Origin of the sequence: Granulicoccus phenolivorans DSM 17626 = NBRC 107789 = JCM 15570 (assembly GCF_000423085.1) — a bacterium.
In the GTDB taxonomy this organism is placed as follows: domain Bacteria; phylum Actinomycetota; class Actinomycetes; order Propionibacteriales; family Propionibacteriaceae; genus Granulicoccus; species Granulicoccus phenolivorans.
The window spans coordinates 37,869-49,576 of the sequence record NZ_AUHH01000032.1 but is presented as its reverse complement, the minus strand read 5'-3'; the positions used below and the strand labels follow the sequence as shown (position 1 = coordinate 49,576).

Genomic DNA, 11,708 nt, shown 5'->3' with positions numbered 1-11,708 from the left:
GTACCGGCGTGCTTTGGTCGTGCGTCGGTCGATCACCGCGACGGTGGCCCGGGCCCGACCCGGGGTCTGCCGCAGCCGGGCGGTCAACTGCTGGCGGGCATGGTCACGGTTCCAGCCGGTCACCGCGACCACCTGATCCAAGATCTCGCTCTTGCCCTTCTTCGGCGCCGCCGCATAAGCCTGCGCGTACTTCTTGGTCACCTCGTACCTGGCAGCCAACGACAGATCCTTCACACTCACACCCCATCGTGACCGCCACCCACACTTCCCGGGGAAAACTATGTGAGGCACGGCACCCTGCTACGCGGGGACTCTGTGTGAGTCTCGTCGGGAACTTTTCGGATGCCGGACGGAATGGATACCCTGCCCTGAGCAGACCTGCGGGCCGTCGCGGTCCCGGAAAAGGAGAGAACCATGGCCGAGCCCACCGAGTCCGCACCCGAGAAGTCGGGCCGGGTCATCCTGGTCACCGGTGGCAACCGCGGGATCGGCGCGGCGATCGCCGCTCACCTGGCCGCGGCCGGGCACCGCGTGGCGGCCACCTATCGCAGCGGGGACGTCGCCCCCGGAATCCTCGGCGTCCAGTGCGATGTGACCGACCCCCAGCAGGTCGACGCGGCGTTCAAGCAGGTCGAGGCCCAGCTGGGGCCGGTCGAGGTGCTGGTGGCCAACGCCGGCATCACCAAGGACACCCTCGCGATGGGGATGAAGGACGAGGCCTGGCAGTCGGTGATCGACACCAATCTGACCGGCTCGTTCAACGTCACCCGGCGCGCCCTGCGTCCGATGACCCGGGCCCGCTTCGGTCGGATCATCTACATCTCCTCGGTGGTCGGACTGCTCGGCTCGGCCGGTCAGGTGAACTACGCCGCGTCCAAGGCCGGTCTGGTCGGTCTGGCCCGCTCGCTGGCCCGCGAGGTCGGCTCCCGCGGGATCACCGCGAACGTGGTGGCACCGGGGTTCATCGAGACCGACATGACCGCCGAACTGTCCGAGAAGCAGGTCGCCGACTACCACGCCCAGATTCCGCTGGGCCGACTCGGCCAGGTCGACGACATCGCCGCCGCGGTGGAATTCCTGGCCAGTGACGCCGCGGGCTACATCACCGGTGCGGTGATCCCCGTCGACGGCGGCCTCGGCATGGGCCACTGAGTACCCGACGGACAGACTGAAGGAGCAGAGCATGGGAATTCTCGAGGGCAAGAACATCCTGGTGGCCGGGGTCACCATGAACACCTCGATCGGGTACGCCGTGGCCCGGATCGCCCAGGAGGAGGGCGCCACCGTGGTGGTGTCGAACTTCGGGCGGGCGATGAGCCTGACCAAGCGGGTGCTGCAGAAGTTGGCCCCGGTCCCGGCGCTGATCGAGATCGACGTCACCAACGCCGACCACCTGGCGAATCTGCCGCAGACCCTGCGCGAGGTCGGGATCGACCGGCTCGACGGGCTGGTTCATTCGATCGCCTTCGCCAACCCGGAGACCGCGCTGGGCGGAAAATTCCTCACCACCCCGCCCGAGGATGTGAAGGCCGCGGTGGAGGTGTCGGCGTACTCGCTGACCTCGCTCACCATGGCCTGCAAGCCGCTGTTCGGCGGGACCGCGTCGGTGGTCGGGCTGACCTTCGATGCCACCGTGTCGTGGCCCAGCTACGACTGGATGGGGGTGGCCAAGGCCGCGCTGGAATCGACCAGCCGGTACCTGGCCCGCTACCTCGGCCCCGAGGGCGTACGCAGCAACCTGGTCGCGGCGGGCCCGATCGACACCCTGGCGAAGAAAGCGATCCCCGGGTCGGCCGACTTCAACACGATCTGGGGGGAGCGCGCCCCGCTCGGCTGGGACGCCACCTCCAACGAGGCCACCGCGAAGGCAGTCGTCGCGCTGCTCAGCGACTGGTTCCCCGCCACCTCCGGGGAGATCATCCACGTCGACGGCGGCATGCACGCGATGGGCGCCTGACCCGTACCGCTCACTGCGGCGGCGGCTCCACCCAGCTGACCGCCGCCGACAGCGCATCGATCGCGGCCCGCTGGACCTCCCGCAGGGCGGTCCGGCGGGTCTGGATCGCATGGGAGTGCAGCAGGCCGGAATCATCGGCCAGGGCGGCATCGGCGGCGTGGATCAGCCGCAGCGCCTTGGTCGCCAGCTTCTTCGCCCGCCCCCCGTACGCCGCCGGCAGCGGCGCGAACACCGGTTCCGGCCGCTCGCCCGAACTCATCTCCTGGGCGGCCAGCGCATCGGCGATCCGCAGGACGGTCTCGCTGAGGTGCCGGTCCGCCTCGGTGGGGGCGGTCGGCAGCGCCGGCTTCTCCGCCGGCAGCACCACCCACTGCACCGCCGACCCGACCGGCTGCGGCACCCAGCCCAGCCCGCCGGCCTGGGAAACCACCGCGGCCCCCATTTCCAGCGCCAGCCGGGTCAGCGCCGCCGGTCCGCGCAGCGCGCCGAGCATGCCCGGGCGGGGCAGGATCAACGACCAGTCGCCGGGATAGCGCGTGATCGCGGCGCGCATCGCGATGTCCAGCTCGTTGGCGGCCAGCGGATTCAGATCGAGCAAACCTTCGGGGTCGACCACATGGTGCGCCACATCGTCGGCGACGACCTCCCGCGCACTCACCTCGGCGCTGACCGCCGTGTGCCGCAGGACGTTCAGGTTCCCGGTGAGCCGAATGGCTGCCTCAATGGTCACGGGCCCTCCTGGTTGCCTCAGGCGTGTGGTTGTCGGTCTGGTGTCAGCGTATCTGCGCTAAGTTTGCCCGCATGGTGGCTGTGGTGGATCTGGCTGATGTGAGCATCGTGCGCGGTGGGTCGTACCTGCTGCGGGACGTCACCTGGCGGGTCGAGGAAGGTGATCGCTGGGTGATCATCGGCCCGAACGGAGCGGGGAAGACGACCCTGCTGCGGGTCCTGGCCACCCAGATGCACCCGCGTTCGGGCACCGCGGAGATCCTCGGCGAACTGCTCGGAGCGGTCGATGTGTTCGAACTGCGCCCGCGGATTGGGATGACCTCGATCGCGGTCGCCGAGCAGGTCCCCGGCCGCGAGATCGTCCAGGACGTCGTCGTCTCCGCCGCGTACGCCGTGCTCGGCCGGTGGAACGAGACCTATGAGGAGGACGACTACGCCCGCGCCCGGGAACTGATGTCCCAGATGCGCGTGGAGCACCTGGCCGAACGGACCTTCGGCACCCTGTCGGAGGGGGAGAAGAAGCGGGTGCTGGTCGCCCGGTCCCTGATGACCGACCCCGAACTGCTGCTGCTCGACGAACCCGCCGCCGGCCTCGACGTGGCCGGCCGGGAAACCCTGGTCCGGATCCTCGGCGAGTTGGCCGCCGACCCGTACGCCCCGACCAGCGTGATGGTGACCCACCATGTGGAGGAGATCCCGGCCGCGGTCACCCATGCGCTGTTGCTGCGACAGGGGCAGGTCGTGGCGGCCGGCCCGATCGCGGAGACGCTGACCTCGGCGAAAATGAGCGACACCTTCGGGCTTCCCCTCGAGGTGACCCACGACCGCGGCCGCTGGACCGCCCGCGCGGCGCAGTGAGCGATGCCGGTCAACCTCAATGATTTCCTCGGCCAGCAGCTGTGGCTGTGGTGGCTGATCGCGGCGATCCTGTGCGCCGCCGCTGAACTGATCTCCGGCCGCTGGCATGCCGCGGCCCTGGCCGCCGGGGCGGTCGGCGGCATGGTGACCGCCGTCTTCGTCCCCGGCCAGTTCTGGCTCCAGGTGGCGATCGCGGTGGCGGTGGCCGCGGTGGCGCTGCGGCTGCTGCGGGGTCGGCCGCCGCGTACGCCGGGGGTGGAGCAGCCGTGACCCCGCTGGATCTGTTCCTGGTCGGGCTGGCCGGGGTGGCCGCCGGCCTGATCAACTCGGTGGTCGGTTCGGGCACCCTGATCACCTTCCCGACCCTGCTCGCCCTCGGCGGGCCGGGACTCACCGCGGTCTCGGCGAACGCGTCGAACGCGGTCGGGCTGGTGTTCGGCAACGCCTCGGCCACCTACGCCCTGCTGCCGGAACTGAGACCGCAGCGCAAGCGGCTGCTGCGCCTGGGGGTGGCGTCCCTGCTCGGCGGCACCACCGGGGCGCTGTTGCTGCTGCTGTTGCCCAGTTCGGCCTTCGATGTGATCGTCCCGGTGCTGGTCACCCTGGGCATCGTCCTGGTGATCACCCAGCCGATGCTGTCCCGCCGGGTCCAGGCACTGCACGCCCGAAAGACCGATCCGGCCACCGGGGAGACCCGCGATCCGGTCTGGGTCTGGTTCGCGATCCTGCTCGCCGGCACCTATGGCGGCTATTTCAGTGCCGCCCAGGGAGTGCTGGTCCTCGGCATCCTCGGCATCGGCCTGATCAACCAGTCGATGTCGGAGATCAATGCGATCAAGAACGGCCTGGTCACCATCGTCAACGGCATTGCCGCGATCATCTACATCTCGCTGGGTCGGGTGTACTGGCCCGGGGCCATCGCGATCGCGATCGGCTCGATCATCGGGGCCTCGATCGGCGCCCGGGTCGGCCGCAAGCTGCCGGCGGTGGTGTATCGGGTGATCATCGTCATCGTCGGCGTCATCGCCCTGGCGTACCTGCTGCTGGTGCACCGATGAGAGAACGGGTCAGCGACCCCGCCGACCCGCGGCTGCACGACTATCTGCGGCTGCGCGACACCTCACTGCGCCGCAAGCTGGAAACCGCGGAGGGGCTGTTCATCGCCGAGGGCGAGAAGGTGATCCGGCGGGCGGCCGAGGCCGGCTTCACCCCGCGATCGTTCCTGCTCGCCGAGCGCTGGCTGGACTCACTGGCCGACGTCCTGGACGCCTGGCCCGAGGTGCCGGTGCTGGTGGTGACCGAGGCGTTCGCCGAGGAGGTCACCGGTTTTCATGTGCACCGCGGCGCGCTCGGGTCCTTCCACCGCCGCACCCGGCACAGCCTGGATGATCTGCTCGGGATGCGCCGGTTGGTGGTCTGCGAGGACATCGTGGACCACACCAATGTCGGCGCGATCCTGCGTTGTGCGGCCGGGCTCGGCTGGGACGGCGTACTACTGGCCCCGCGGGCGGCCGATCCGCTCTACCGGCGCGCGATCAAGGTCGCGATGGGGGCGGTGTTCTCCCTGCCCTGGGCCCGGCTGGAGCACTGGGGCAGTGACCTGGACCGGCTGCGCGAGGCCGGCTTCACCACGGTCGCGATGGCGCTGCGGGAGGACGCAGTGACTCTGGACGAGGCCGCCGCGCGGGTCGGCGACGGGAAGATCGCGCTGCTGCTGGGCACCGAGGGAGCCGGGCTGTCCGAGCACTGGCTGGGGCAGGCCGATCTGGTCGCCCGGATCCCGATGCAGCACGGCATCGACTCGCTGAACGTCGCCGCCGCGGCGGCGGTCGCCTGCTATGTGCTGAACCCGGACGCCCGTTAGCGCTCAGTCCTGCGGCGGGGCGGGCTGTTTCGGGCTGACCGGCCAGTCCGCGAGGTAGCGGTCGGCCACGCTGTCGTGCTGGGCGTACAGCCGCTTGCGGGCCTTCGAGGCCAGCCGGTCGCCGAAGACGGTCCCGTTCAGGTGATCGGTCTCGTGCTGCAGACAGCGCGCGAGCAGCCCGGTGCCCACCACCTTGACCGGTTCGCCGTTGTGATCCACGCCCTCGCAGATCGCATGGTCGGGCCGGGCCAGGGTCTCGTACGCCCCCGGCAGCGACAGACAGCCCTCCTCGGCGGCATCGAGGTGCCGGTTGCGGCCGTCCGGGGTGGTGACCACCGGGTTGCAGATGACCCCGTAGTGGCGGACCTCATCCTCGTCGGGGCAGTCAAAGATGAACAGGGAGATCCCCTGCCCGACCTGGGTCGCGGCGAGCCCGACCCCCTGGGCGGCCGCCATCGTCGCGAACATGTCGCGGATCAGGGTGTGCAGGTCCTCGTCGAAGGTCGTGACAGGGGTGGTCGGGGCGTGCATCACCGGGGTTCCCCAGCGGGTGATGGGAAGTACGCTGCCACCGGTGATCAGTTCGTCGAGGGAGACCATGGGCTGCATCGTAGCCGCGCCGGGCCGGGCTCCCGGGCACATTCCAGTGCGGCGGGCACACTGGGCGGGTGAGTGAGGACCCGGAGTTGTCGGAGGGGTGGGCCGGACTGTTGGCGGCCTATGCCCAGCACCTGGCCGGGGAGCGGAATCTGTCCGCGCACACGATCCGGGCGTACGAGGGCGATCTGGCGGGCCTGTTCGCGTACCTGGACCGGCTCGGGGTGCACGACCCGCAAGCGGTCGGACTGCGGGAACTGCGCAGTTGGCTGGCCAACCAGCAGACCCGCGGCGCCGAACGCAGCACCCTGCAACGCCGGGCCGCCGCGGCCCGGGTGTTCTTCGCCTGGTGTGAACGGACCGGGCGCAGCGGGCAGAATCCGGCCGAGGCGCTGCGTTCCCCGAAACTGCCCAAGCGGCTGCCGCAGACCATCACCGCCGAGGTGGCCGACCAGATGCTGGCGGCGGCCGTCGCTCGGGCCGGCGCCGATGACGGCCCGGTCGGTTGCCGGGATGTGGCGATCCTGGAGGTGCTCTACGGGGCCGGGATCCGGGTCGCCGAACTGTGCGGCCTGGAACTGGCCGACCTGGACACCGCCCGCGGCGTCCTCCGGGTCGTGGGCAAGGGCGACAAGGAGCGCGCGGTACCGCTGGGCCGTCCGGGGTGGCGGGCCCTTGACGCCTGGTTGGCGGTCCGCGACACCTTGGCGGCCCCGACCGCGGGGCCGGCGGTGTTCGTGGGGGAGCGCGGCGGCCGGATCAACCCCCGGGTGGTCCGCCGGGTCGTGCACCGGGCCCTGCAGGTGGTGCCGAATGCGCCCGACCTGGGACCGCACGGACTACGGCATGCGATGGCGACGCACCTGCTCGAGGGCGGCGCGGATCTGCGCAGCGTGCAGGAGATGCTCGGGCACGCCTCGCTGGCGACCACCCAGATCTATACCCATGTGAGCAACGAACGGCTCCGTGCGGCCTTCGAGCAGGCGCACCCCCGCGCCTGATCCGTGACTGGCACCCGACGGTCAGGTGAGGCTGGGGGCCGCAGCCCGGGCCATCGCCAGCAACTCGGGATCGACCGGCCATCCCTCCCGGTCGATCAGCCGAAGCATGATGACCAGAGCGACATCGGTGTCATCATCATGGAGTGCGTCCACGACGTCCCACCGATCATCCGGCCCGATGTTGGGGATGATCTGCGCGAAGACGTGATAGACAAGATCATCAAACTTCATGATCACCACGTTACCTCCCGGTTGCTCCCGTACGGGAGCTCGCGGCTGCTGATAACGCCGAGCGCGGTGGCCTTCACTTGGTTCACTCCCGGTCCGTCCAGCGGGTGACCGGTGATGATCGTCCCGTCGATTTGCACGCGGACCTTGAGCCGAACTCCGCTGATCTCGCCGAAGCAGTTGATGAAAGACCCCGCTCCCCGCACTGCCACGATCGGGGAGCGCGCCACCGCCAGCACCGCCAGCACAATGTCGTCATCGGTCCAGGTGCTCGGAAACCATGTCTTGCGATGGCCGGGAGCGGGCAACACCCCAAATCGATGGCCGCCTGTGCCCTTGTCATCGCCATCGAGCAGGTGGGTGCGGCGGTGGTTCGGCAGCCTGAGGTCTGGAACGCCGCACAGGTCGGCCCAAGGGCCATGTTCTGCCATTGGTGGACAGGCCTCACAGCCAAGCCTCCGGATTGACCAGCTGGCCGTCGACCCAGAGCATGAAATGCAGGTGACAGCCGGTGGAGTACCCGGTCGAGCCGCTCAGGCCGATCACCTGGCCGGCCTGCACCGTGGCGCCCGGGCCGACCAGATAGCGGATCGCATGGTTGTACGAACTGCGCATCGGACGGCCGTTGACCAGGCCGTGGTCGAGCATCAACCGGTTGCCGTACCCGGCGTTGTAGTAGATATCGGTCACCCGGCCCGCGGCGATGGCGCGCAGTGGGGCTCCGCAGCCGGTGCCGAAATCCAGCCCGTCGTGCAGTTTGTAGACCCCGGTGACCGGATGCACCCGCATCCCGAACCGGGAGGTGAGCGGCCCGTCGGCGGGCCGGACCAGACCGCGGGAGCCCGGTGGGGGAGCGGGCCCCTGGGGCACGTCCGTTCCCGCCGACGCCTGCTGCTCCGCGGCCGCGCGGCGGGCCGCCTCCCGGGCGGCGGCCCGTTCCCGGGCCTCGGCGGGGGCCGACCCGGGCAGCATCCGGACCGTCGCGTCGCCGGTGGCCAGCAGCATCGGATCGAGGTAGTCCTCCCCGTGCTTCAGCCCCCAGTGCAGGCACGCCGCCGCGGCACAGTCGTGACCGGCGCGCAGCGTACCGATCTGTTCACCCATCGCCACTTCGGCACCGACCGGCAGGGTCGCATCGACCGGTTCGTAGGTGGTGCGCACCTCACCGTGGTCGACGGTGATCACCGGGCGCCCGGCGATCGTCCCGGCAAAACTGATCCGCCCCGCCGCGGCCGCGCGGACCACCTGCCCCGGCGTCCCCGCCAGGTCGACCCCGCGGTGCCCGGCCAACCACCGGCGTTCGGGTGGCCGGAACTCGGTGACCACCCGGACATTGCCGGCCAGCGGAGTCACCGACGGCGACGGCAGGGTCGGGACCGCCTGCGCCGGCCCGGCCGCCGCGATCCCGAGCAGCAGGCCGACGAGCCCGGCGAGCAGCCCCGAACGGATGAGAGGATGGGTGGCGTTCATGCGGGAAGGATGGTCGCCGGCTTCCGGATCGTGCGTCGGAGTCGAGCACCTGTGGACAGCGCTTCGCCCGGCGTACGGCTGTGGATGACCGGCCGATCACTCAAGTGGCGCCGTTTTGGGCGGAGGCATACACTATTGGCAGCAGCTCACCGATGTGGGCTGACTTCGCATGCAGTCTTCCGGGTTCCCGGGTGGGAGCTTACGGTCCGGCTTTGCCGGTTGCTCTCCCACACTGCATCAGGCGGTGCCGAAGGTCGGCACCGGCACAACCGATCGGCTCCGCCCTGCGCGGCGCCACAAGGAGGAACGGCCATGGCCGTCGTTACCGCACGCCAGTTGCTCGAGTCCGGCGTTCACTTCGGGCACCAGACCCGCCGGTGGAACCCGAAGATGAAGCGCTTCATCTTCACCGAGCGCAACGGCATCTACATCATCGACCTGCACCAGTCGCTGACCTACATCGACCAGGCGTACGCGTTCGTCAAGCAGACCGTCGCCAAGGGCGGACAGGTCCTGTTCGTGGGCACCAAGAAGCAGGCCCAGGAGGCCATCGCCGAGCAGGCCACCCGCGTCGGCATGCCCTACGTCAACCAGCGCTGGCTCGGTGGCATGCTGACCAACTTCCAGACCATCTCCAAGCGGATCACCCGCCTCAAGGAACTGGAAGCGATGGACTTCGACAAGGTCGCCGGATCCGGTCTGACCAAGAAGGAACTCCTGATGCTGCGTCGGGAGAAGGAGAAGCTGGAGAAGGACCTCGGCGGTATCCGCGAGATGCCGCGCATCCCGCAGGCCGTGTGGATCGTCGACACCAAGAAGGAACACCTGGCCGTCGACGAGTCGCGCAAGCTGAAGATCCCGGTCATCGCGATCCTGGACACCAACTGTGACCCCGACGAGGTCGACTTCCCGATCCCGGGCAACGACGACGCGATCCGCTCGGTCACCCTGCTGACCCGGGTGATCGCCGATGCCGTCGCCGCCGGTCTGCTGGAGCGCTCGGCCGGGCACACCGGTCAGGGCCAGACCGCGACCCCGGAGTCCGAGCCGATGCCCGACTGGGAGCGCGAGCTCCTGGAGGCCGGCCAGAGCCCGGCCGCGGAGTCCGCCGCCGACGCGACGCCTGCCGCCGACGCGACCCCGGCCGCCGACGCGACTCCGGCCGCTGCGCCGGTCCCCACCGCTCCGGCTGCTAACGTCGCTGCGGACGCTCCGGCTCAGGACGCTCCCGCCGCACAGTGACGCGGTCGACCGACCTCCAAGAATCCCACCAGTCAATCGCGAGAGACAGGGAAATCCCACATGGCATCGTTTGCTGCAGCCGACGTGAAGAAGCTCCGGGACGCCACCGGCGCCGGAATGATGGACGCCAAGAAGGCGCTGACCGAAGCGGACGGCGACTTCGACAAGGCGGTCGACATTCTGCGTGTCACCGGTCTGGCCAAGGCCGCCAAGCGCGCTGAGCGGGACGCCGGCAACGGTCTGGTGGCCAATGCCGGGAACGCGCTGATCCAGCTCGGCTCGGAGACCGACTTCGTCGCCAAGAACCAGGAGTTCATCGACCTGGCCGACGAGATCGCGAAGGCCGTCAACGACGCCAAGGCCAACGGGGTGGAGGCCGCGAAGGCGGCCAAGCTCCCCTCGGGCAAGACCGTCGAGGAGGCCGTGGCCGACCTGGCCGCGGTGATCGGCGAGAAGCTGGAACTGAAGGATGCCGTCTACTACGACGGCAAGACCAAGGTCTACCTGCACAAGCGCGCGTCCGACCTGCCCCCGCAGGTCGGCGTGCTGGTCTCCTACGAGGGTGACAACGACTCTGCGATCCACTCGGTGGCGCTGCAGATCGCCTCGATGAAGCCGCAGTTCCTCGACCGCGACACCGTTCCGGCCGACGTCGTCGAGCACGAGCGTCAGGTCGCCGAGGACAAGTCCCGCGAGGAGGGCAAGCCGGAGAAGGCGCTGCCCAAGATCGTCGAGGGCCGGGTCAACGCGTACTTCAAGGAGGTCTGCCTGGTCGATCAGGATTCGATCTCCGAGGACAAGAAGTCGGTCGGCCAGCAGCTCAAGGAGGCCGGGCTGACCGTCAAGGAGTTCGCCCGCTTCGAGGCCGGCGCCTGATCGGTCGGATTTCCCGCAGCAGGTGGGCCCGCGTCACTTCGGTGGCGCGGGCCCGTCGCTTTTCCGGCGCCCGCCCGCTCGTCGGTATCCCATATGGGTGGGTCGGTGCCGCGGGTGGGCCGGCGTACGGTTTGATTGGTTCGACACAGAACCCAACCGAGGAGACCGCATGGCCCCCTACCGCCGCGTCCTACTGAAACTGTCCGGAGAGGTTTTCGGAGGTGGCAAGGTCGGTGTCGATCCGGATGTCGTGGCCAGCATCGCCCGCCAGATCGCCGGTGTGGTCAACGGCGGGGTCCAGGTGGCGGTGGTCGTGGGCGGCGGGAACTTCTTCCGCGGCGCGGAACTGCAGCAGCGCGGGATGGACCGGGACCGGGCCGACTACGTCGGCATGCTCGGTACCGTGATGAATGCGCTGGTGCTGCAGGACTTCACCGAGAAGGCCGGCATCCCGACCCGGGTGCAGAGCGCGATCCAGATGCAGCAGGTCGCCGAACCCTATATTCCGCGGCGCGCCGAACGGCACATGGAGAAGGGCCGCGTGGTCATCTTCGGCGCCGGTTCCGGGATGCCCTATTTCTCCACCGACACCGTGGCCGCCCAGCGTGCCCTGGAGATCAAGGCCGACGTGCTGCTGATGGGCAAGCAGGGGACCGACGGGGTGTACGACGCCGACCCGAAACTGGTGCCCGGGGCGAAGAAGTTCGACGCGATCTCCTACGACGAATACCTCACCCGTGACCTCAAGGTCGCCGACGCGACCGCCATCTCGATGGCCCGCGACTACAAACTGCCGATGATCTTCTTCTCCCTGGACACCGAGGGCAATATTGCCCGGGTCGTCGCGGGTGAGAAGATCGGTACGACTGTGCACGCCTGAGGCGGC

The 11,708-nt window shown here is 69.4% G+C and carries 15 protein-coding genes and 1 pseudogene; 10 read left to right on the top strand and 6 right to left on the bottom strand.

Translation table 11 applies throughout. The annotated features are described in order from the left end of the window. Positions 1 to 240: pseudogene (locus G531_RS0113200) on the bottom strand (hypothetical protein); the annotation flags it as partial. Positions 241 to 414: 174 nt separating this feature from the next. On the opposite strand from G531_RS0113200, the gene fabG reads away from it, so the two are divergent. Together fabG and fabI are read left to right on the top strand one after the other, a co-directional pair. Next, a complete protein-coding gene (gene fabG, locus G531_RS0113195) occupies positions 415 to 1,152 on the top strand; it encodes a 3-oxoacyl-[acyl-carrier-protein] reductase (RefSeq protein WP_035758874.1) in 738 nt (245 codons plus the stop codon). A 31-nt stretch (positions 1,153 to 1,183) separates the two neighbouring features. Next, positions 1,184 to 1,957, top strand: coding sequence for an enoyl-ACP reductase FabI (gene fabI, locus G531_RS0113190; protein ID WP_026927622.1), 774 nt, complete (start codon positions 1,184 to 1,186; stop codon positions 1,955 to 1,957). A 10-nt stretch (positions 1,958 to 1,967) separates the two neighbouring features. Here the strand turns inward: fabI and G531_RS24720 are convergent, their stop codons facing one another. Beyond that, positions 1,968 to 2,687: a hypothetical protein gene (locus G531_RS24720; protein ID WP_051215464.1), complete on the bottom strand. Its 720-nt coding sequence runs from the start codon at positions 2,685 to 2,687 to the stop codon at positions 1,968 to 1,970. A 71-nt stretch (positions 2,688 to 2,758) separates the two neighbouring features. Between G531_RS24720 and G531_RS0113180 the strand changes: the two genes are divergently transcribed. The 4 genes from G531_RS0113180 to G531_RS0113165 are packed head-to-tail and all read left to right on the top strand — an operon-like array spanning position 2,759 to position 5,408. Continuing rightward, a complete protein-coding gene (locus G531_RS0113180) occupies positions 2,759 to 3,544 on the top strand; it encodes an ABC transporter ATP-binding protein (protein WP_026927621.1) in 786 nt (261 codons plus the stop codon). 3 nt (positions 3,545 to 3,547) lie between these two features. Further along, a complete protein-coding gene (locus G531_RS22465) occupies positions 3,548 to 3,814 on the top strand; it encodes a hypothetical protein (protein WP_051215463.1) in 267 nt (88 codons plus the stop codon). After that, on the top strand, positions 3,811 to 4,602 hold the full coding sequence (locus G531_RS0113170; protein WP_026927620.1) for a sulfite exporter TauE/SafE family protein: 792 nt from the start codon (positions 3,811 to 3,813) through the stop codon (positions 4,600 to 4,602). Before G531_RS22465 ends, G531_RS0113170 begins: the two co-directional genes overlap by 4 nt. Beyond that, a complete protein-coding gene (locus G531_RS0113165) occupies positions 4,599 to 5,408 on the top strand; it encodes a TrmH family RNA methyltransferase (protein WP_026927619.1) in 810 nt (269 codons plus the stop codon). Before G531_RS0113170 ends, G531_RS0113165 begins: the two co-directional genes overlap by 4 nt. Before the next feature lie 3 nt (positions 5,409 to 5,411). Here the strand turns inward: G531_RS0113165 and def are convergent, their stop codons facing one another. Further along, on the bottom strand, positions 5,412 to 6,008 hold the full coding sequence (gene def / locus G531_RS0113160) for a peptide deformylase (RefSeq protein ID WP_026927618.1): 597 nt from the start codon (positions 6,006 to 6,008) through the stop codon (positions 5,412 to 5,414). 68 nt (positions 6,009 to 6,076) lie between these two features. Here def and G531_RS0113155 point away from each other — a divergent pair, with 68 nt between their 5' ends. Further along, on the top strand, positions 6,077 to 7,006 hold the full coding sequence (locus G531_RS0113155; protein ID WP_026927617.1) for a tyrosine recombinase XerC: 930 nt from the start codon (positions 6,077 to 6,079) through the stop codon (positions 7,004 to 7,006). Positions 7,007 to 7,027: 21 nt separating this feature from the next. On the opposite strand, the gene G531_RS0113150 is transcribed toward G531_RS0113155, so the two are convergent. From G531_RS0113150 to G531_RS25755, 3 genes are read right to left on the bottom strand one after another with little or no spacing between them, the layout of a single operon-like run. Then, positions 7,028 to 7,237: a hypothetical protein gene (locus G531_RS0113150; RefSeq protein ID WP_145978770.1), complete on the bottom strand. Its 210-nt coding sequence runs from the start codon at positions 7,235 to 7,237 to the stop codon at positions 7,028 to 7,030. Positions 7,238 to 7,239: 2 nt separating this feature from the next. After that, the gene (locus G531_RS0113145) at positions 7,240 to 7,665 is read right to left on the bottom strand and encodes an EndoU domain-containing protein (RefSeq protein WP_081684112.1); all 426 of its coding nucleotides are present in this window, start codon (positions 7,663 to 7,665) and stop codon (positions 7,240 to 7,242) included. 13 nt (positions 7,666 to 7,678) lie between these two features. Beyond that, entirely contained in the window at positions 7,679 to 8,704 is a 1,026-nt protein-coding gene (locus G531_RS25755; RefSeq protein ID WP_051215462.1) for a M23 family metallopeptidase, read from the bottom strand. A gap of 312 nt (positions 8,705 to 9,016) precedes the next feature. Here G531_RS25755 and rpsB point away from each other — a divergent pair, with 312 nt between their 5' ends. From rpsB to pyrH, 3 genes are all read left to right on the top strand, one after another. After that, positions 9,017 to 9,946, top strand: coding sequence for a 30S ribosomal protein S2 (gene rpsB, locus G531_RS0113130; protein WP_026927614.1), 930 nt, complete (start codon positions 9,017 to 9,019; stop codon positions 9,944 to 9,946). 60 nt (positions 9,947 to 10,006) lie between these two features. Continuing rightward, the gene (tsf, locus tag G531_RS0113125; protein WP_026927613.1) at positions 10,007 to 10,822 is read left to right on the top strand and encodes a translation elongation factor Ts; all 816 of its coding nucleotides are present in this window, start codon (positions 10,007 to 10,009) and stop codon (positions 10,820 to 10,822) included. A 169-nt stretch (positions 10,823 to 10,991) separates the two neighbouring features. After that, positions 10,992 to 11,702 (top strand): UMP kinase, encoded by a 711-nt coding sequence (gene pyrH, locus G531_RS0113120; RefSeq protein ID WP_026927612.1) that lies wholly within the window; start codon positions 10,992 to 10,994, stop codon positions 11,700 to 11,702. The last annotated feature ends 6 nt before the right edge of the window (positions 11,703 to 11,708 follow it).

Excerpts from the sequence above, each read along its gene's own strand:
- rpsB (WP_026927614.1), top strand. The coding sequence starts at position 9,017 with ATGGCCGTCGTTACCGCACGCCAGTTGCTCGAGTCCGGCGTTCACTTC.
- G531_RS0113165 (WP_026927619.1), top strand. The coding sequence starts at position 4,599 with ATGAGAGAACGGGTCAGCGACCCCGCCGACCCGCGGCTGCACGACTAT.
- G531_RS22465 (WP_051215463.1), top strand. The coding sequence starts at position 3,548 with ATGCCGGTCAACCTCAATGATTTCCTCGGCCAGCAGCTGTGGCTGTGG.
- pyrH (WP_026927612.1), top strand. The coding sequence starts at position 10,992 with ATGGCCCCCTACCGCCGCGTCCTACTGAAACTGTCCGGAGAGGTTTTC.
- fabG (WP_035758874.1), top strand. The coding sequence starts at position 415 with ATGGCCGAGCCCACCGAGTCCGCACCCGAGAAGTCGGGCCGGGTCATC.
- G531_RS0113180 (WP_026927621.1), top strand. The coding sequence starts at position 2,759 with ATGGTGGCTGTGGTGGATCTGGCTGATGTGAGCATCGTGCGCGGTGGG.
- fabI (WP_026927622.1), top strand. The coding sequence starts at position 1,184 with ATGGGAATTCTCGAGGGCAAGAACATCCTGGTGGCCGGGGTCACCATG.
- def (WP_026927618.1), bottom strand. The coding sequence starts at position 6,008 with ATGGTCTCCCTCGACGAACTGATCACCGGTGGCAGCGTACTTCCCATC.
- G531_RS25755 (WP_051215462.1), bottom strand. The coding sequence starts at position 8,704 with ATGAACGCCACCCATCCTCTCATCCGTTCGGGGCTGCTCGCCGGGCTC.
- G531_RS0113150 (WP_145978770.1), bottom strand. The coding sequence starts at position 7,237 with ATGAAGTTTGATGATCTTGTCTATCACGTCTTCGCGCAGATCATCCCC.
- G531_RS0113145 (WP_081684112.1), bottom strand. The coding sequence starts at position 7,665 with ATGGCAGAACATGGCCCTTGGGCCGACCTGTGCGGCGTTCCAGACCTC.
- tsf (WP_026927613.1), top strand. The coding sequence starts at position 10,007 with ATGGCATCGTTTGCTGCAGCCGACGTGAAGAAGCTCCGGGACGCCACC.